15 protein-coding genes and 1 pseudogene are annotated in these 19,059 nt (G+C 61.3%); 7 read left to right on the top strand and 9 right to left on the bottom strand.

Annotation, left to right across the window (positions count from 1 at the left end; translation table 11 throughout):
* Positions 1-38 precede the first annotated feature (38 nt).
* Positions 39-1,118: an LOG family protein gene (locus CK486_RS12350; RefSeq protein WP_095940601.1), complete on the top strand. Its 1,080-nt coding sequence runs from the start codon at positions 39-41 to the stop codon at positions 1,116-1,118.
* Positions 1,119-1,147: 29 nt separating this feature from the next.
* On the opposite strand, the pseudogene recX reads toward CK486_RS12350, so the two are convergent.
* The 3 genes and pseudogenes from recX to CK486_RS12335 form a co-directional block, all read right to left on the bottom strand.
* A pseudogene (recX, locus tag CK486_RS12345) lies at positions 1,148-1,600 on the bottom strand (recombination regulator RecX); the annotation flags it as partial.
* 10 nt (positions 1,601-1,610) lie between these two features.
* Positions 1,611-2,651 carry a recombinase RecA gene (recA, locus tag CK486_RS12340; protein ID WP_095940599.1) on the bottom strand — a complete coding sequence of 347 codons (1,041 nt, stop codon included), beginning with the start codon at positions 2,649-2,651 and terminating at the stop codon, positions 1,611-1,613.
* 86 nt (positions 2,652-2,737) lie between these two features.
* The gene (locus CK486_RS12335) at positions 2,738-3,238 is read right to left on the bottom strand and encodes a CinA family protein (RefSeq protein ID WP_095940598.1); all 501 of its coding nucleotides are present in this window, start codon (positions 3,236-3,238) and stop codon (positions 2,738-2,740) included.
* Positions 3,239-3,316: 78 nt separating this feature from the next.
* Here CK486_RS12335 and mutS point away from each other — a divergent pair, with 78 nt between their 5' ends.
* Together mutS and fdxA are read left to right on the top strand one after the other, a co-directional pair.
* The gene (gene mutS / locus CK486_RS12330) at positions 3,317-5,884 is read left to right on the top strand and encodes a DNA mismatch repair protein MutS (RefSeq protein WP_095940597.1); all 2,568 of its coding nucleotides are present in this window, start codon (positions 3,317-3,319) and stop codon (positions 5,882-5,884) included.
* A 134-nt stretch (positions 5,885-6,018) separates the two neighbouring features.
* Entirely contained in the window at positions 6,019-6,342 is a 324-nt protein-coding gene (gene fdxA, locus CK486_RS12325) for a ferredoxin FdxA (protein ID WP_095940596.1), read from the top strand.
* A 414-nt stretch (positions 6,343-6,756) separates the two neighbouring features.
* On the opposite strand, the gene CK486_RS12320 is transcribed toward fdxA, so the two are convergent.
* The 4 genes from CK486_RS12320 to CK486_RS12305 form a co-directional block, all read right to left on the bottom strand.
* Positions 6,757-7,521 carry an amino acid ABC transporter ATP-binding protein gene (locus CK486_RS12320; protein WP_095940595.1) on the bottom strand — a complete coding sequence of 255 codons (765 nt, stop codon included), beginning with the start codon at positions 7,519-7,521 and terminating at the stop codon, positions 6,757-6,759.
* A gap of 11 nt (positions 7,522-7,532) precedes the next feature.
* Positions 7,533-8,630 (bottom strand): amino acid ABC transporter permease, encoded by a 1,098-nt coding sequence (locus CK486_RS12315; protein WP_095940594.1) that lies wholly within the window; start codon positions 8,628-8,630, stop codon positions 7,533-7,535.
* 2 nt (positions 8,631-8,632) lie between these two features.
* Positions 8,633-9,817, bottom strand: a complete 1,185-nt coding sequence (locus tag CK486_RS12310; protein WP_095940593.1) for an amino acid ABC transporter permease — start codon at positions 9,815-9,817, stop codon at positions 8,633-8,635.
* 92 nt (positions 9,818-9,909) lie between these two features.
* On the bottom strand, positions 9,910-10,938 hold the full coding sequence (locus CK486_RS12305) for an amino acid ABC transporter substrate-binding protein (protein WP_095940592.1): 1,029 nt from the start codon (positions 10,936-10,938) through the stop codon (positions 9,910-9,912).
* A 344-nt stretch (positions 10,939-11,282) separates the two neighbouring features.
* Between CK486_RS12305 and CK486_RS12300 the strand changes: the two genes are divergently transcribed.
* The 4 genes from CK486_RS12300 to rhlB all read left to right on the top strand — a co-directional run bounded on the left by CK486_RS12300 (position 11,283) and on the right by rhlB (position 15,780).
* Positions 11,283-11,945, top strand: a complete 663-nt coding sequence (locus tag CK486_RS12300; RefSeq protein WP_095940591.1) for an alpha/beta hydrolase — start codon at positions 11,283-11,285, stop codon at positions 11,943-11,945.
* Positions 11,946-12,100: 155 nt separating this feature from the next.
* A complete protein-coding gene (locus CK486_RS12295; protein ID WP_095940590.1) occupies positions 12,101-13,039 on the top strand; it encodes a GGDEF domain-containing protein in 939 nt (312 codons plus the stop codon).
* Between the two features lie 48 nt (positions 13,040-13,087).
* Complete coding sequence (locus CK486_RS12290) at positions 13,088-14,242, top strand: dipeptidase (RefSeq protein WP_095940589.1); 1,155 nt, start codon at positions 13,088-13,090, stop codon at positions 14,240-14,242.
* Positions 14,243-14,337: 95 nt separating this feature from the next.
* Positions 14,338-15,780, top strand: a complete 1,443-nt coding sequence (gene rhlB / locus CK486_RS12285; RefSeq protein ID WP_095940588.1) for an ATP-dependent RNA helicase RhlB — start codon at positions 14,338-14,340, stop codon at positions 15,778-15,780.
* A gap of 51 nt (positions 15,781-15,831) precedes the next feature.
* On the opposite strand, the gene CK486_RS12280 is transcribed toward rhlB, so the two are convergent.
* Complete coding sequence (locus tag CK486_RS12280; protein ID WP_218192102.1) at positions 15,832-17,442, bottom strand: sensor histidine kinase; 1,611 nt, start codon at positions 17,440-17,442, stop codon at positions 15,832-15,834.
* Positions 17,443-17,444: 2 nt separating this feature from the next.
* Positions 17,445-19,001, bottom strand: coding sequence for a DUF3369 domain-containing protein (locus CK486_RS12275; protein ID WP_095940587.1), 1,557 nt, complete (start codon positions 18,999-19,001; stop codon positions 17,445-17,447).
* Positions 19,002-19,059 lie beyond the last annotated feature (58 nt).

Below are 19,059 nucleotides of genomic sequence, written 5' to 3'. Positions count from 1 at the left end.
GACGGTCAGCGCCGTACACATACCTGAGGAGTATTGGTATGCCCTACGAACCGGATGACTATCTCTCCCGTCACTTCCAGACCGGCAGCATCGACCTGGCTCAGCAGGTAGCTGAACTGGCCCGCAATGCGACACCGCCCAACAGCCCCAATGCCAAGCTGTATCAGGAAATGTTCATGAGCGTGGCACGCATGGCCCAGGCCGACCGCAACCGCTGGGACGCCAAGATCATGCTGCAGACCCTGCGCGAAATGGAAACGGCCTTCAGCCTGCTCGAACAGTTCAAGCGCCGGCGCAAGGTCACCGTTTTCGGCTCGGCGCGAACACCCACCGACCATCCTTTATATGGCCTGGCCCGCCAGTTGGGTGAAGCACTGGCGCGTTACAACCTGATGGTCATCACCGGTGCCGGTGAGGGCATCATGGCCGCGGCTCACGAAGGGGCGGGACCTGAGAACAGCCTGGGCTTCAACATCACCCTACCCTTCGAGCAGCATGCCAATGCCGTGGTCGAAGGCACCGGCAACCTGCTGTCCTTCCACTTCTTCTTCCTGCGCAAGCTGTTCTTCGTCAAAGAAGCCGATGCACTAGTGCTCTGCCCCGGTGGTTTCGGCACGCTTGATGAGGCACTGGAAGTACTGACGCTGGTGCAGACCGGGAAGAGCCCGCTGGTGCCCATCGTGCTGCTGGATCAGCCGGATGGCCGCTACTGGCACGGCGCGCTGGAGTTCATGCGCGCGCAGCTGGAAGCCAATCACTACATCCTGCCCAGTGACCTGCGCCTGGTGCGGCTGGTGCATACCGCCGAGGATGCCGTACAGGAAATCGCCCGTTTCTACCGCAACTTCCACTCCAGTCGCTGGCTGAAGGAACAATTCGTCATGCGCCTGAATCATCCGCTCACCGAGCCGGCGCTGAAGACCCTGCACAAGGAATTCCGCGACCTCTGTGTCGCCGGTGATTTCCAACAGCGCCCCTACTGCGAGCTGGAAAGCGATGAGCCGGAGTTCTGCGACCTGATCCGCCTGGCCTTCCAGTTCAACGGCCGCGATCACGGACGGCTGCGTGAGCTGATCGACTTCATCAACCTACCGCAACACTGGGCGCAGAACAGCTGAAGGCCGGCTCTGGCCAAGAACTCAGTCGTCGACTGCCCGCGCAGCAGACGACTGATCTGCTCCCCGGAAAAGCCCCGGTAGGCAAGAAACCGCCCCTGCTGAGCGCGCGCCCTGGCATCGGCCGGCAGCACGCCGAATTTGCGCTGCCAGACACTGCGCAGCACGGCCATCCAGTCCACCTCAGCGGCATCCAGCGCTTGCGCAATATCGGCTCGGGGCAGCCCACGCTGCGCCAGCTCCTCGCGGATGCGCTGGGGCCCGTAGCCGGCTCGCGCACGGCTACCGACAAAGGCGTCCAGATAACGGGATTCGTTGAGCAGGCCCTGCTCGGCCAGTCGGTCCAGAGCAGGACCGATCAGCTCGTCGCTGGCACCCTGGCGGCGCAGCTTGCGCTCCAGTTCCACCCGACCATGCTCACGTCGCGCGAGCAGGTCCATGGCGGCCCGGCGTACTGCCGCCGGGCTATCCAGCAAAGCGGGCATCAGCGGCGCCTCAGAAGTCGGCGTCGATCTCGGCCACTTCGGCATCGGCCTTGACCGGTCCGCTCTGCACCAGCAGTTTCTCGCGGATGATCTTCTCGATGGCGCTGCCGACTTCCGGATTGTCTTCCAGATACTTGGCCGCGTTGGCCTTGCCCTGACCGATCTTGTTGCCCTGGTAGCTGTACCAGGCACCGGACTTCTCCACCAGACCGAGCTGAACGCCGAGATCGATGATCTCGCCGGTACGGTAGATGCCCTTGCCATACATGATCTGGAACTCGGCCTGACGGAACGGCGGCGCTACCTTGTTCTTCACTACCTTGACGCGAGTCTCGCTGCCCACCACTTCCTCGCCGTCCTTCACCGCGCCGGTGCGGCGGATATCCAGACGTACCGAGGCGTAGAACTTGAGGGCGTTACCGCCGGTGGTGGTCTCCGGGTTGCCGAACATCACGCCGATCTTCATGCGGATCTGGTTGATGAAGATCACCAGGCAGTTGGCATTCTTGATGTTGCCGGTGATCTTGCGCAGCGCCTGGCTCATCAGGCGGGCCTGGAGGCCGACGTGGGCATCGCCCATCTCGCCTTCGATTTCCGCCTTGGGCACCAGTGCCGCCACGGAGTCGACGATGATCACGTCGACCGCGTTGGAACGCACCAGCATGTCGGTGATTTCCAGGGCCTGTTCGCCGGTATCCGGCTGCGAGACCAGCAGATCATCGACATTGACGCCGAGCTTGCCGGCATAGTCCGGATCAAGCGCGTGCTCGGCATCGACGAAGGCACAGGTGGCGCCCATTTTCTGCGCTTCGGCAATCACCGACAGGGTCAGCGTGGTCTTACCCGAGGATTCCGGACCGTAGATTTCGACAATACGGCCCTTGGGCAGGCCGCCGATGCCCAAGGCAATGTCCAGTCCGAGGGAGCCGGTGGAGATCGACGGAATGGCCTGGCGCTCGTGGTCGCCCATGCGCATGACCGCGCCTTTGCCGAATTGCTTCTCGATCTGGCCCAGGGCTGCCGCCAGTGCGCGCTTCTTGTTGTCGTCCATTGCATCCTCTCGTGTTCAATTCGGCGTTCACGGCCGCCAATACCTGTATATGTAGACAGTAGTATTCCATATGGCAAGTCGATCGCCTACCCCTGCAGTGGATTTTCTCCTGCCACCAGTCGGAGCAGCCCTCCCAGGGCCATGATCACGCTCTGCTTGCGTACCGACAGGCGATCCCCGCCGAACTGAAAACGCTTGCTGTAGCACTGCACACCATCGCCCCAGGCCAGCCAGACGGTGCCCACCGGCTTCTCCGCAGAGCCGCCAGAAGGCCCCGCCACTCCGCTGACCGCCACGGCAAAGCGCGCGCCGCTGTGTTGCCGGGCACCGCGCACCATGGCCTCAACCACCTCCTGACTGACCGCACCGACACGTTCGAACAATTCAGCCGGCACACCCAGCTGGGCGGTTTTCTGCCGATTGGAATAGGTGACATAGCCCGCCTCGAACCAGGCCGAACTACCGGCAACCCTGGTAATGGCCTCGGCGATACCGCCCCCGGTACAGGACTCGGCGGTGCTGACCTGAGCCGAACAGGCCTGCAATTGCGCGCCCAACTGGGCGGCCAGATGGCTGATCTGATCCATATGCTCTCCGGGGTTAAGGCGGCGTGGTCGATACCGTACACTAGGCGCCTTTTTGATTTAAGCCGGACAGCCAGAACCATGAGTGACCTCTCCGCCCACACGCCGATGATGCAGCAGTACTGGAAGCTGAAGAATCAGCACCCGGACCAGCTGATGTTCTACCGCATGGGCGACTTCTACGAGATTTTCTACGAAGACGCGAAGAAGGCCGCAGCGCTGCTCGACATCACTCTGACCGCGCGGGGCTCCTCGGCTGGCCAGCCGATTCCGATGTGTGGCATTCCGCACCACTCGGCCGAGGGCTATCTGGCCAGACTGGTCAAACTGGGCGAGTCAGTGGTGATCTGCGAGCAGATCGGCGATCCGGCGACGAGCAAGGGCCCGGTGGAACGCCAGGTGGTGCGCATCATCACCCCCGGCACCATCAGCGACGAGGCGCTGCTCGACGAGCGCCGCGACAACCTGCTGGCCGCGGTGCTCGGTGACGAGCGTCTGTTCGGTCTGGCCACGCTGGACATCACCAGCGGTCGCTTCACCGTGCAGGAACTCAAGGGCTGGGAAAACCTGCTCGCTGAACTGGAGCGTCTGAGTCCGGCCGAACTGCTGATCCCCGATGACTGGCCGCAAGGCCTGCAGGTAGAGAAGCGTCGTGGCACCCGCCGGCGCGCGCCCTGGGACTTCGACCGCGACAGCGCGCGCAAGAGTCTGTGTCAGCAGTTTGCCACCCAGGACCTGAAAGGCTTCGGCTGCGAGAACCTGACCCTGGCCATCGGCGCCGCCGGCTGCCTGCTCGGCTACGCCAAGGAAACCCAGCGTACTGCCCTGCCGCACCTGCGCAGCCTGCGCCATGAGCGACTCGACGATACGGTGATCCTCGATGGCGCCAGCCGGCGCAACCTGGAGCTGGACACCAACCTGTCGGGCGGGCGTGACAACACCCTCCAATCGGTAGTCGACCGCTGCCAGACCGCCATGGGCTCGCGCCTGCTGACTCGCTGGCTGAACCGCCCCCTGCGCGACCGCAGTGTGCTGGAGGGCCGTCAGGACTCCATCGCCTGCCTGCTCGACCGTTACCAGTTCGAACTGATCCAGCCACAGCTGAAGGACATTGGCGACATCGAGCGCATCCTTGCCCGCATAGGTCTGCGCAACGCCCGCCCGCGCGACCTGGCACGCCTGCGTGATGCCCTGGCCGCCCTGCCGCAGTTGCAGGCAGGCATGGCCAGACTGGAGGTGCCGCATCTGGCCGAACTGGCGGTGAACATCCGCACCTACCCGGAGCTGGCCGACCTGCTGGCCCGCGCCATCATCGATAACCCACCGGCGGTGATCCGTGACGGCGGCGTGCTCAAAACCGGCTATGACAGCGAACTGGACGAGCTGCAGTCGCTTAGCGAAAACGCCGGTCAGTACCTGATGGATCTGGAAGCGCGTGAAAAAGCCCGTACCGGCCTGGCCAACCTCAAGGTCGGCTACAACCGCGTGCACGGCTACTTCATCGAACTACCGAGCAAACAGGCCGAATCGGCACCCGCCGACTACATTCGCCGGCAGACCCTGAAAGGCGCCGAGCGTTTTATCACGCCGGAACTCAAGGAGTTCGAGGACAAGGCACTGTCGGCCAAGAGCCGCGCCCTGGCCCGCGAGAAGCAGCTGTACGACGAACTGCTGGAACACCTGATCGGCCATCTGGCCCCGCTGCAGGACACCGCCGCCGCCCTGGCCGAGCTGGACGTGCTGAGCAATCTGGCCGAACGCGCCCTGAACCTCGACCTCAACCGCCCGCGCTTTGTCGAAGAACCGTGCATGCGCATCACTCAGGGTCGCCATCCGGTGGTCGAGCAGGTGCTGGACACACCCTTCGTGGCTAACGATCTGGGGCTGGATGACAACACCCGCATGCTGATCATCACCGGCCCGAACATGGGCGGTAAGTCGACCTACATGCGTCAGACCGCGCTGATCGTGCTGCTTGCCCATATTGGCAGCTTCGTCCCGGCCGCCAGCTGCGAGCTGTCGCTGGTCGACCGCATCTTCACCCGCATCGGTTCCAGCGACGACCTGGCAGGCGGCCGCTCGACCTTCATGGTCGAGATGAGCGAAACCGCCAACATCCTGCACAACGCCACAGACCGCAGCCTGGTACTGATGGACGAAGTGGGCCGCGGCACCAGCACCTTCGACGGCCTGTCGCTGGCCTGGTCGGCCGCCGAGCAGTTGGCCAGTCTGCGCGCCTGGACCCTGTTCGCCACCCACTACTTCGAGCTGACCGTGCTGCCGGAAAGCCAGCCGGTCGTAGCCAACGTGCACCTCAACGCCACCGAGCACAATGAGCGCATCGTCTTCCTGCACCACGTGCTGCCCGGCCCTGCCAGCCAGAGCTACGGCCTGGCGGTGGCGCAACTGGCCGGCGTACCGGCCCCGGTCATTGCCCGCGCCCGTGAGCATCTGGCGCGGCTGGAAACCACCAGCCTGCCACACGAAGCACCGCGCAGCGCTGCCGGCCAGGCTGCCGCACCACTGCAGAACGATCTGTTTGCCAGCCTGCCACACCCGGTGATCGAGGAATTGCAGCGCATCAGCCCGGATGATCTGACTCCCCGTCAGGCGCTGGAACTGTTATATGCATGGAAGACGCGAATCTAACGCCCGCGCGCGCAAGCTGTTAGAATCGCGCGCATTTTTACGACTGCCCGGTTTACAGCCTGAGCCGCGGCCATAACTTTGCGCCTGAGCGTTGCTCGCAGAAGCCGCCAGGCCGCCGCCCGAGGAGATACCCAATGACCTTCGTCGTTACCGACAACTGCGTTAAGTGCAAATACACCGACTGCGTTGAAGTCTGCCCGGTAGACTGCTTCTACGAAGGCCCGAACTTCCTGGTCATCCACCCGGACGAGTGCATCGACTGCGCCCTCTGTGAGCCGGAGTGCCCGGCCCAGGCGATCTTCTCCGAGGACGAGGTACCGGAAGATCAGCAGGAATACATCGAGCTGAACCGTGATCTGGCTGAAGTCTGGCCGAACATCACCGAGAAGAAAGACCCGCTGCCGGACGCAGAAGAGTGGGATGGCGTGAAGGACAAGCTGCAGCATCTGGAGCGCTAAGCCCCAAGTGCCCAAACAAAAAGGCCCGCAGATGCGGGCCTTTTGCTGTGCGGGTACTTTTCGCCAGGCAAAAAAAGGGGCGGGGATTGCCCGCCCACTTTTTGTCCCTAGTCCCTTTGTATCCCACTCATCATCCTGATGCAGCGCTTCATGCGCCAGATCCCTTGTCTGCCGTCCTGGCAGACTGTGTTCGTCCTGAACACGGTTTGAATACTAGCGCCACCAGCGGCGCCGGCAAGCCCATGAAAACCACATCAAAGCCTGCCAACAAAACCCACAACAAACAGTTAAATCCTTTAAAAACAAATAGATATAAATAGAATAAAGAAGGAAAAACCCTTTTCCGGCAGTGTTTTCCGCCTATCTCCGACAGCAATGTAAGCCTAAGCTTACAAACACTGTCGCCTTTGTCCCTCAGTGCAGAATCTGGCCGAGAAACAGCTTGGTCCGCTCGTTCTGCGGGTTATCGAAAAACGTCTGGGGCGGCGCCTGCTCGACGATCTCACCGCGGTCCATGAAGATCACCCGGTCCGCGACGGTGCGGGCAAAGCCCATCTCATGGGTCACACAAAGCATGGTCATGCCGCTTTCGGCGAGCTGAATCATGGTATCCAGCACCTCCTTGACCATTTCCGGGTCGAGTGCCGAGGTAGGCTCGTCGAACAGCATGATCTTCGGCTTCATGCACAACGCCCGGGCGATGGCGACCCGCTGTTGCTGACCGCCGGAGAGTTGCCCCGGGTACTTGTTTGCCTGCTCGGGGATGCGCACCCGCTCCAGATAGAGCATGGCAATCTCCTCGGCCTCGCGTCTGGGCATCTTGCGTACCCACATGGGCGCCAGAGTGCAGTTCTGCAACACGGTGAGGTGCGGGAACAGGTTGAAGTGCTGGAACACCATGCCAACCTCGCGACGGACCGTCTCGATCTGCTTGAGATCACGAGTCAACTCGATGCCATCGACGACGATCCTTCCCTGCTGATGCTCTTCCAGCCGGTTGATGCAGCGGATGGTGGTGGACTTGCCCGAACCGGAAGGCCCGCAGAGGACGATGCGCTCACCGGTCTGCACGCTCAGGTTGATGTCCTTGAGCACGTGGAACTGCCCGTACCACTTGTTCACGCCCTGCAACTGGATGATCGCCGAACCTTCGCTGGCGCTCTGCTCGTGTGCCTTCATGCCATCAACTCCTAATGCTTGTGACCGGTATCGAGCTGACGCTCCAGGCGCAGCGAATAACGCGACATGGCGAAACAGAACAGCCAGTACACCAGCGCGGCAAACACATAGCCTTCGGTGGACATGCCAAGCCAGGCCGGGTCATTGGTCGCGCGCTTGATGCTGTTGAGAAAGTCGAACAAGCCGATGATGATCACCAGGCTGGTGTCCTTGAACAGGGCGATGAAGGTGTTGACGATGCCCGGGATCACCAGCTTCAGTGCCTGCGGCAATATCACCAACCCCATGCTGCGCCAGTAACCGAGGCCCATCGCGGCGGCGGCCTCATACTGTCCTTTGGGTATGGCCTGTAGGCCGCCACGGACCACCTCGGCGACGTAGGCCGCCTCGAAGAAGATCACCATGACCAGAGCCCGCAGCAGCTTGTCGAGGTTCATCCCCTCGGGCAGGAACAGCGGCAGCATCACCGAGGACATGAACAGCACGGTAATCAGCGGTACGCCGCGCCAGAACTCGATAAAGGTGACGCACAACACCCGGATCGCCGGCAGATCGGAGCGCCGCCCCAGCGCCAGCAGGATGCCCAGCGGCAATGCTCCGGCAATGCCGACTGCAGCAATCACCACCGTCAGCATCAGGCCGCCCCACTGACTGGTCTCCACAGTCACCAGGCCGAAAAAACCTCCGTGCAGCAGCCAGAAGGCCAGCAATGGATACGCCAGCAGGAAGCCCAAGCCATAGAGTGCCTTGCGCGGCATGATCGGCATGAACAGTGGCGCCGCACCAATCACCGCTAACCATACCGTCAGGTTGACCCGCCAGCGCAACTCGGCCGGATAGAAGCCATACATGAACTGGGCAAATCGCTCACGCACGAACACCCAGCAGGCACCCTCCCCGCTGCAATCGCTGCGCTGGCTGCCGCGGAAGTCAGCCTGCAGCAGAGTCCAGTCGAGCAGCGGCGGCACGATCAGCCACAGCAGGTAGCAGGCCAGCAGCGTCAGCAGCGTATTGCCGACACTGGAAAACAGATTGCCGCGCAGCCAGCCCAGCACACCGACCTCCAGAGGAGGAGGCGGCAGACTGGGGCGAAACACATGCTTGTCCATACTTAACGCTCCACCAGCGCGATGCGCTTGTTGTAGAGGTTCATCAGCAGGGAAATGCTGATGCTGATGGCCAGGTAAACGCTCATGGTGATGGCCATGGTTTCGATAGCCTGCCCGGTCTGGTTAAGTACCGTGCCGGCAAACAGCGAAACCATGTCCGGATAGCCGATGCCGGCGGCCAGCGAGGAGTTCTTGGTCAGGTTGAGGTACTGGCTGGTCAGTGGCGGAATGATCACCCGCAGTGCCTGCGGAATGATCACCAGCCGCAGGGTCTGTTGCGGGCGCAGGCCCAGCGAACGCGCGGCCTCGGTCTGCCCGTGACTGACGGACTGGATACCAGAGCGCACCGTTTCAGCGATAAACGCTGCCGTGTAGATGGTCAGCGCCAGGGTCAGTGCCACCAGCTCGGGAATCACCACCCAGCCGCCACGAAAATTGAAGCCGCTGAGTGCCGGCACGCTCCAGGTAAAGGGGCTGCCCAGCACCAATGCCGTGAGCAGCGGCACGCCCAGCATCAGGCCCACGCCGAGCAGGCGCCACCAACCGCTGTCGCCGCTCAACTCCTGCTGCGCCCTGGCCTTGCGCCAGCAAAGGATGCACGCCACCAGTGCCAGCAGGAAAGCTACCAGCACGGGCATGAAACCCTCGCTCAGTGAGGGTGCCGGCATATACAGACCGCGGTTGTTGACGAAGAACAGCTCGCCCAGCGCCAGGCTCTGCTTCGGGCCGGGCAGCGGCTGGAGAATGGCGAAGTACCAGAAGAATATCTGCAGCAACGGCGGGATATTGCGGAACACCTCGATATACACCGTCGCGATCTGCCGCAGCAGCCAGTTCGGCGACAGGCGCGCCACACCAATCACGAAGCCCAGCACGGTAGCAAGGACGATGCCGATCAGCGACACCAGCAGGGTATTGAGCACACCGATGACAAAGACCCGGGCGTAACTGTCGCTTTCGCTATAGTCGATCAGATGCTGGGAAATGCCGAACCCGGCACTGTTATCGAGAAAACCAAAACCGGAGAGGATGCCGCGGTGGGCCAGGTTGGTCTGAGTGTTGTGAAACAGAAACCAGCCACAGGCGACGACCAGGATCACCGCCAGCACCTGGAAAAGCCAGGCGCGCACCTGCGGATCGGTCAGCCAGGACGGTTGGGGTTGTGGCACGGGAACGGAACGACGCATGCACACCTCGACTCAGGCCATCGCCCCGTGCCGTGCACAGGACGATGGCCCACTGGGGTCGCCAATACCGGAGTCAAGCTCCGGCCCGAGGATCAACGCACCGGTGGGGCGTACTGCAAACCGCCCTTGTTCCACAACGCATTGAGCCCGCGTTCGATCTTCAGCTCACTGCTGGCGCCGACATTGCGGTCGAAGATCTCGCCATAGTTGCCGACCTGTTTGACGATCTGCACCACCCAGTCCTTGTTCAACTTCAAGTCCTTGCCGTACTCACCCTCGACACCTAGCAGGCGCGCGATATCCGGGTTCTTGGTCGACTTGGCCAGTTCCCCGACATTGGCCGAAGACACCCCAAGTTCCTCGGCATTGAGCTGGGCATACAGGGTCCAGCGCACCACGTCGAACCACTCCTCATCGCCCTGGCGCACCGCCGGGCCCAGCGGTTCCTTGGAAATCACCTCCGGCAGCACCACGTAATCATCCGGCGCCGCCAGCTTGATACGCTGGGCGTAGAGCTGTGACTGGTCGGACGTCAGCACATCGCAACGCCCCGACTCCAGCGACTTGGCGCTCTCATCGGACGTGTCATAGGTAATGGGCGTGAACTTGAGGTTGTGGGCGCGGAAGTAGTCCGCCAGGTTCAGCTCGGTGGTCGTGCCGGCCTGAATGCATACGGTGGCGCCATCCAGTTCGCGGGCACTGGCCACGCCGAGCTTCTTGTTCACCAGAAAACCCTGGCCATCGTAGTAAGTGACACCTGTGAAGTTCAGGCCCATGGCGGCATCACGGGAGCTGGTCCATGTGGTATTGCGCGAGAGGATATCCACCTCTCCAGACTGCAGCGCGGTGAAGCGCTCCTTGGCGGTCAGCGGGCTGTACTTGACCTTTTCTGCATCGCCGAACACTGCAGCCGCTACCGCCCGGCACACGTCCACATCCAGCCCCACGTATTTGCCCTTGGCGTCCGCATAGGAGAAACCGGGCAAGCCATCACTGATACCGCACTGTACGAAGCCTTTCTTCTTCACCGCATCCAACGTGGCACCTGCCTGCACCTGAGTGGCGCTACCCAGCGTCAGTGCAGCAGCCAGCAAGGCCAATGGAAATTTCACCTGTTTCATCAAGAGTCTCCAGCCGTTGTTGTGTTCTATGGAGCAACTGAGCCGCCAGGCGCTTGTGGCGACACTGGCGGGATGAGGCAACGTGGCAAGTCTAGACCGCCTTGGACGATCGACCAGGCGACATTCGCCGCGGTATGCCAGACATTGCCGGCACTCGCGCAATCATCTGGCACCCTCACAAAGCAAGGCACGTACCAGAGCCGGCAAATGGGCGTGCACCAGCCCGACAACTCGATAAACTTCCGCCAATGCGACCGATTGTTGCGCCAATTGGTCAACCCACGCCTTCACCAGTTAACCCTGCATCTGCAGGCAACTGGCAAACGCCCCAAACTGGAGCCCATATGCACAGTCCCTTGCTTCTCGAACCTCAAGCCCCCGCCGATGCCTGTGTGATCTGGCTGCATGGCCTGGGCGCCGACCGCTATGACTTCCAGCCGGTCGCCGAGATCCTGCAGCAGGTTCTGCCGAGCACACGCTTCATCCTGCCGCAGGCGCCGACCCGGCCGGTCACCATCAACGGTGGCTGGAGCATGCCCAGCTGGTACGACATTCTGGCCATGAGCCCGGCCCGTGCGATCGACCATGCCCAGCTGGAGGAGTCCAGCGAACAGCTGATGCAGCTGATCGAGCAGCAGCGCGATGCGGGCATCGACCCGCGCCGCATCATCCTCGCCGGTTTTTCCCAGGGCGGTGCGGTGGTGCTGCACACTGCCTTCCTGCGCTGGCCCGGACCGCTGGGTGGCGTGCTGGCTCTGTCGACCTATGCGCCGACCTTCACCAGTTCATTGCAACTGAGCGCTCAGCAGCAACAGCTGGCCACGCTGTGCCTGCACGGGAGTCAGGATGAAGTCGTGCTGCCGGCGCTGGGCCGTACGGCCCACGACACCCTCAAGGAGGCCGGCGTCCCAGTCCAGTGGCGCGACTACCCGATGGGCCACGAAGTGATCGAGGGGGAAATTGGCGATATCGCCCAGTGGCTGCAACAGCGTCTGATGCTGGTCTGAGGCCGCCCGGCCTGGGATTAAGCCGTTGGTCGGAGAACAGGACGATGAAATTGCCAAGTCATGGTGCTGAACAATAATCGTAGCTTGGCGTGCAAATAACCAACACACGGAGTGTTGATCGTGCCCAGTTTCAGCTCCGCCGAGCGAACGTGCCCATGAAGCATGTCGACTGGCAAGCCGACCTGACCCGGCTCAGGCAAATGCGCCTGTTCCGCAACGTGACTGCCAGCAACCTCAAGCTGTTGCTCAGTGACGTGCGCGCCTACGCTTTGAACGATGGGGAGATACTGCTTTCACCTTTCAGTCGTAACCATCATCTCTTTGTGGTGCTGGAAGGTGAACTGCGCATTTTCTTAGGCTCGCTCGAAAACCAACCACTTTCGAGCATCGGCCCCGGCGAATGCGTGGGCGAGATCAGCTTCATCGACAACGCACCACCATCCGCTTACGCCATCGCCAACGGCCCCAGCCGTGTACTGCGACTGCACCGCCGGGCACTGACCAGCCTGTTCCAGCACTCACCGCAATTGATGCAGAACCTGCTCAACATGCTGTGCGAACGGGTTCGCCAGGGCAACCAGATCATTCTCGATACCGAGCAGAATGCCAACATCGATACGCTCACCGGCCTGCACAACCGCCGCTGGCTGGAGCATACCTTCACCCGGGAAAGTACGCGTTGCGCATTCAATGAGATGCCGCTGAGCCTGCTGATGATCGACGTCGATCACTTCAAGGCCTACAACGATGAGCATGGCCACCTGGCTGGCGACTATGCGCTGTGTCTGGTTGCACATACCCTGCGCAGTCAGCTGCGCCCCAAAGACAGCATGACCCGTTACGGCGGAGAAGAGTTCGTGATTCTCCTGCCTGAACTGGATCACGACGAAGCCCTGACCATCGGCGAACGCCTGCGCCAGAGCCTGGAAAAGATCCCCTCCTTCTATTCACCCCTGGGTGTACTGCCCGGCGTGACCATCTCCATCGGCCTGTCCTCGTACAGCACACGTGACAGTCTGAACAGCCTGCTGGCCCGCGCAGACAGCGCGCTTTACCGCGCCAAACAACTGGGGCGCAACTGCCTCTGCGGCTAATGCGAGCTGACTGTTAGAGTACGGGCTCCTCAACTCAGGACGCCGTCCATGCGTAAACGCCTGCTGATTACTGGCTCCAGCCTACTACTGGCTCTCGGTTTCTTCGCACTGCCCAGCTTTCTCGACTACCGCATGAACAGCACCGCAGATCGCGGCCCCTATCAGGCCAGCGCAGCGGCTCAGGCCCTGCACCGGCAGCTGTGGATTGCCGATCTGCATGACGACGCCCTGCTCTGGCAGCGTGATCCGCTGCAACGCCACAGCTATGGCCACGCCGACCTGCCACGCCTGCTGGGCGGCAATGTTGGCCTGCAGGTGTTTGCTGCCGTAACCAAGACCCCGCGTGGCCTCAACTACACCAGCAATGCTGCTGACAGCGACAACATCACGCCGCTGGTCATCGCCCAACGCTGGCCGCGGGCCACCTGGAACAGCCTGCTGCAACGGGCGCTGTACCAGAGCGAACGCCTGCATCAGGCCGAGCGTGACAGCCAGGGCCTGCTGCACATCGTCCGCAGCCGCGAGGAGCTCCGCCAGACACTGGCAAGACGCAACCCCGAGCAGCCAACCCTGGCTGCAATTCTCGCCACAGAAGGTCTACACCCGCTGGAGGGCAAGCTGGAGAACGTCGACACGCTGTTTGACGCCGGCTACCGCATTGCCGGGCTGACGCACTTCTTCGACAACGAGCTGGGCGGCTCAGCGCATGGGCTGGTCAAAGGTGGGCTGACGCCGTTCGGCCGCGAGGTGGTCAAACGCCTGGAGCAACGCCACATGCTCATCGATCTGGCGCATGCCTCAAAGCCGATGATCGACGATGTACTGGCCATGGCCACTCGCCCGCTACTGGTTTCCCATACCGGCGTCGCCGGCACCTGCCCGGGACCGCGCAACCTCAGCGACGAGCACCTGCGCCGCATCGCGGCAGGTGGCGGACTGATTGGCATTGGCTACTGGGACGGTGCGGTATGTGCCACCTCGGTCGACGCCATCGTCAAGGCAATCCGTTACAGCGTTGATCTGATCGGCGTCGAGCATGTGGCCCTCGGCTCGGATTTCGACGGCACCATCCATGCCCCCTTCGACACCAGCGGCCTGGTTCTGCTGACCGATGGCCTTCTCAAGGCAGGCTTCAGCGCCGAACAGATCACCGCGATCATGGGCGGCAACGTACAGCGCCTGCTCCTGCAGTACCTGCCGTAACCCCGACAACCCGGCGGCCGCCTGGCACTTCGCCAGACCGGCCGTTTGCTTTACACTGCCAGCCGTATATTCCTTAGCCAATTATCGAGATCACCGTGCTCAAGGCACTCAAGACCATGTTCGGCAAGGGCGACTCCAGCCAAGCCAGCGCGCCACAGGCGCCCGCCACAGTCGACAGCACTGCCGGCCAGTCCAACTCCCCCGCGCCTGCAGCCCGCAGCAGCGAGCCAGCCACCAAACAGCCAGCGGCCAGCGAGAAACCACGCAGCCCCCGGACCAAGAGCGACAAGCCACGACGCGAGCGTCCGGCCAAGCCCGTCGACACCTGGAAACTCGAGGACTTTACGGTCGAGCCGGCAGAGGGCAAAACCCGCTTCCACGACTTCGATCTGGCGCCCGAGCTGATGCACGCCATCCACGACTTGGGCTTTCCCTACTGCACGCCGATCCAGGCCCAGGTGCTCGGTCATACCCTGCGCGGCAAGGACGCCATCGGCCGCGCCCAGACCGGAACCGGCAAAACGGCGGCCTTCCTGATTTCCACCATCACCCAGCTGCTCACCACGCCACCGCCCAAAGAGCGCTACATGGGTGAACCCCGTGCCCTGATCATCGCCCCCACCCGCGAGCTGGTGGTGCAGATCGCCAACGACGCGCTGGCACTGACCAAATACACCAAGCTCAACGTCATGAGCTTTGTCGGCGGCATGGACTTCGACAAACAGCTCAAGCAGCTGGAATCGCGCTACTGCGACATTCTGGTTGCCACCCCCGGGCGCCTGCTGGACTTCAACCAGCGCGGCGAAGTGCACCTGGACATGGTCGAGGTCATGGTGCTCGACGAAGCCGACCGCATGCTCGACATGGGCTTCATTCCGCAGGTTCGCCAGATCATCCGCCAGACCCCGATGAAGGGCGAGCGCCAGACCCTGCTGTTCTCTGCCACCTTCACCGACGACGTGATGAACCTGGCCAAGCAGTGGACGGTCAATCCCTCGATCGTCGAGATCGAACCGGAAAACGTCGCCAGCGACACGGTCGAACAGCACGTTTACGCGGTCGCCAGCAGCGACAAGTACAAACTGCTGTACAACCTGATTGCCCAAAACGACTGGACCCGGGTGATGGTGTTTGCCAACCGCAAGGACGAAGTCCGTCGCATCGAAGAGCGCCTGACCCGTGACGGCATCAGCGCGGCACAGATGTCCGGCGATGTGCCGCAGCACAAGCGCATCAAGGTGCTGGAAGGCTTCCGTGAGGGCAAGATCCGCGTACTGGTCGCCACCGACGTGGCCGGCCGCGGCATTCACGTCGACGGCATCAGCCACGTGATCAACTTCACCCTGCCGGAAACTCCGGACGACTACGTGCACCGCATTGGTCGTACCGGCCGGGCAGGTACCAGTGGCACCTCGATCAGCTTTGCCGGCGAAGACGACGCCTTCGCCCTGCCGCCGATCGAAGAGCTGCTGGGCCGCAAGATCACCTGCGAAATGCCGCCGGCCGAGCTGCTCAAGGCCGTGCCGCGCAAGCACTGACGCAGCTGCCATGAAAAGAGGCGAGCCATGGCTCGCCTTTTTCGTATGGGGCTAACGCTGAATATTGCTGCCCTGGGGCAGCTCGCGCGGGATGTGCAGAATGAAGTGCACACCCTCGCCCGGCTGTGAGAAGAACTCCAGACGCCCGCCCAGCTTGCGTGTGACCAGGTTGTAGACAATATTCAGGCCCAGGCCGGAACCGCCACTGCCCCGTTTGGTGGTGAAGAACGGCTCGAAGATACGCTCCTGCAGTGCCTGTGGTACACCAACCCCGTTGTCGCGGTAGTCGAGGATCACCTGGTCGCCCTGGGCCTGCAGACTGATGGTGATTTCCGCGCGGATATCCGCCGCAAAGGCATGCCGCACACTGTTCATGATCAGGTTGGCCACGACCTGGGTCAGCACACCCGGCAGGCTGTTCATCTGCAGGTCTTCCGGGCAGATCAACAGCGGTTCGACTGGCACCTTGCGGGTTTCCGGGTGCAGGCTGGCAATCAAGGCACCAAGCACTTGGTACACCAGAAAATCGCTGCGTGCCTCTGATACCTGATCGACCGCCGTCTGTTTGAAATCACTGATCAGCTTGGCTGCACGCTTGATGTTGTTGAACAACATGACGTTGCTGTCCACCGCCTGTTCGAGCAACTGCTGAAAGCTGCTACTACTCAGAGTTTGCGCAGCAAACTGACTACTCAGCTCTTCCAGAGCCTCACTCAACACAGAAGAGGCTGTCACGGCGATGCCCAAGGGTGTATTGACCTCATGGGCCACTCCGGCCACCAATCCACCCAGGGCGGCCAATTTTTCCGATTCGATCAACTGGTTTTGCGCGGCCTGCAACTGGCTGACGCTTTCCGAAAGCTCGTGAGTACGGTCGGCCACCTTGGACTCGAGTTCGTCCATGTAACGCTTGAGTCCGGCTTCAGCCAGACGCAACTGTTCCAAGGTATCGCCAATAGCTTGCAAATGCTGGTTGGTCAGTCGCACCAGTAGACCAATTTCACTCTCGGCATGGCCTACAGGCTCATGTAAGCGAGCCTTTTCAACCTGCTCGACATCCACCTCGGCAATAGAACGGATCACACTGATTAGAGGCCGGCTCACCTGCATGTGGAACAACAGCAGCAAACCGCCACTCAGCAGCAGGGCATAGAACAGGGTGCTGGCAACAATGATCAGGCTGCGTTCAAGGAACACCTGCCCATAGTGGTAGGTATCAACTTCAACCTCCAGTATGCCCAGCAGCTCATTGCCAGTCTCAGCACTGGATCGGAGCTCCCAACTGTAGTGGCGAACAGTCCCGAGCAGCCAATCGCTGAAAGGGCGCAGCCGCCCTTTGGCCAGTGGCCGTTCACGACCAGCAAAGACCTCACTCTCCGGCAACATAATGCGACTGCTGCTAATGGCCGGCTGCCTGAGAGTGCCATTGAGCAGCTCTTCGGCCAGATCATGGTCAAGGGAGAACAGAATGGCTGTGGCAGGCTCGCGGGTAAGACTGATCAGGGCAGCCATATCCTGATCAGGCTGACGCTCAGTACGCCGCAGGTCCATGCCTATCTGGATTGCGCTGATCACAAGCCCCAACACACAGGCCAGCAGTAGCGTACTGCGGATCAACTTGGCGGAAAGACTACGACTGACCTGCAGGCTACCGGACTGCACCTTTAGTGCTCTCCACCGGGCAGGTCCGGAAAGCGTTCGCGGATACGGCGGAAGTCTTCGTAGTGAGCTAACAGCAGGTCGACCAATTGCGGGTCAAACTGACGCCCACGCTCGCTGGCAATCAGCTCGCGAATTCTCTCATCCGACCAAGGCTCCTTGTAGCTTCTCCGTGAGCCGAGGGCATCAAAGACATCGGCCAGTGCCACAATTCGGCCAGCCAGAGGAATCGCTTCCCCGGCCAAGCCCTGAGGATAACCTTTGCCATCCCATCGCTCGTGGTGGTGGCCGGCAATAACAGCGCCCATGCGCATCAGGTCACGCTTGGAACGTTGCAGAATACTCACACCATAGTCGACATGTTTCTGCATGACTGACCACTCCTGCTCATCCAGCTTGCCCGGCTTGTGCAAGATGGCATCAGGGATGGCTACCTTGCCGATGTCATGCAAGGGCGAAGCATGCTTGATCATCATCGACTCACGCTCATCCAGCCCCATCAGGACTGCCAGCTGTTCACAGATCAATGCCACACGCTGAACATGCGCTCCGGTTTCCTTGCTGCGCGCTTCTACAGCATCAGCCAAGGTACAAACCAATTCCTTGGAGGTTTCCTGCAGATCCTCCATCAGGTTGATGTTCTCGAAGGTCAGGGCAACATTGTGGATGTAGATTTCCAGCAGTTGCCGGTCCAGATCGCTCAACGGCTCGAGATGGGTGACATAGAGCAAGTTGGCACCGCCACGCTCGCCTGCCATGTACATCACATAAGCGTCATCGAAATGCAGTGAGCGTTGCTCGGCCAGAACTTGTTGAAATCGAGAGCTGACCAGCTCCGGCAGCACCTCAAAAGAAGTACCGGGCTGATAGCGGACAAATTCGCCCGTGGCAGCCAGGGTGCGTGTCTCACGCTCACCATTGCCAGCCCCAGGTAGCACCATGCAGTAGAGTGCTGATCGATTGAGGTGTAACAACGAGGTCAACTGTTCCAATACGGTGGAAGAAAACAGCTTGAGGGTTGCGGCATTTTGTACCTTGGCCGACGCCTCCATCACCTTGCTCAGGCCCCGTCGCTGTTCCTCAATCACGCAGAGATCGCGATAAGAACGCAACATGGAATACAGCAGAGTGCGCAGCTTCTGCGTGGTGAGTTCGGTCTTTTCCTTGTAATCGTCGATATCGTATTCGCGGATTACCCGGTCTTCCGGCGCCTGACCTGCCTGCCCGGTACGCAAAACCAGACGCGTCAAACGGTTATTGCAGTCCTCTCGCAGGTAACGCACCAGATCGAGGCCTGCGTGCTCGGTCTCCATAACGACATCAACCAAAGCCAGCGCAATATCATGGCGCCGAGCAAAGATCTCCCGGGCCTCGGCAGCCGAATGGGCAGAGAGCAACTCCAGAGGCCGACTCTGAAACTCAAAACCACGCAAAGCCAGACGAGTGATGCCATGAATCTCGGCATCATCATCAACCAGCAGGACGCACCAGCAGGGTTTATCAGAGGGTACGGCAGACGGCTGAGGAGACTGGCTGGGCGCGTGATCGGAGAAGAAGTCCATGATGGCCCTCAGGCTCAATTAATGACCTGAGTATAGACAGCCCACCCCAAGCGCAAGC

Origin of the sequence: Pseudomonas sp. HAR-UPW-AIA-41 (assembly GCF_002304225.1) — a bacterium.
GTDB lineage: Bacteria > Pseudomonadota > Gammaproteobacteria > Pseudomonadales > Pseudomonadaceae > Aquipseudomonas.
The sequence above is the reverse complement of the archived record's forward strand: the minus strand, read 5'-3'. Positions and strand labels throughout refer to the sequence as shown.

Excerpts from the sequence above, each read along its gene's own strand:
- CK486_RS12350 (WP_095940601.1), top strand. The coding sequence starts at position 39 with ATGCCCTACGAACCGGATGACTATCTCTCCCGTCACTTCCAGACCGGC.
- recA (WP_095940599.1), bottom strand. The coding sequence starts at position 2,651 with ATGGACGACAACAAGAAGCGCGCACTGGCGGCAGCCCTGGGCCAGATC.
- CK486_RS12335 (WP_095940598.1), bottom strand. The coding sequence starts at position 3,238 with ATGGATCAGATCAGCCATCTGGCCGCCCAGTTGGGCGCGCAATTGCAG.
- mutS (WP_095940597.1), top strand. The coding sequence starts at position 3,317 with ATGAGTGACCTCTCCGCCCACACGCCGATGATGCAGCAGTACTGGAAG.
- fdxA (WP_095940596.1), top strand. The coding sequence starts at position 6,019 with ATGACCTTCGTCGTTACCGACAACTGCGTTAAGTGCAAATACACCGAC.
- CK486_RS12320 (WP_095940595.1), bottom strand. The coding sequence starts at position 7,521 with ATGAAGGCACACGAGCAGAGCGCCAGCGAAGGTTCGGCGATCATCCAG.
- CK486_RS12315 (WP_095940594.1), bottom strand. The coding sequence starts at position 8,630 with ATGGACAAGCATGTGTTTCGCCCCAGTCTGCCGCCTCCTCCTCTGGAG.
- CK486_RS12310 (WP_095940593.1), bottom strand. The coding sequence starts at position 9,817 with ATGCGTCGTTCCGTTCCCGTGCCACAACCCCAACCGTCCTGGCTGACC.
- CK486_RS12305 (WP_095940592.1), bottom strand. The coding sequence starts at position 10,938 with ATGAAACAGGTGAAATTTCCATTGGCCTTGCTGGCTGCTGCACTGACG.
- CK486_RS12300 (WP_095940591.1), top strand. The coding sequence starts at position 11,283 with ATGCACAGTCCCTTGCTTCTCGAACCTCAAGCCCCCGCCGATGCCTGT.
- CK486_RS12295 (WP_095940590.1), top strand. The coding sequence starts at position 12,101 with ATGAAGCATGTCGACTGGCAAGCCGACCTGACCCGGCTCAGGCAAATG.
- CK486_RS12290 (WP_095940589.1), top strand. The coding sequence starts at position 13,088 with ATGCGTAAACGCCTGCTGATTACTGGCTCCAGCCTACTACTGGCTCTC.
- CK486_RS12275 (WP_095940587.1), bottom strand. The coding sequence starts at position 19,001 with ATGGACTTCTTCTCCGATCACGCGCCCAGCCAGTCTCCTCAGCCGTCT.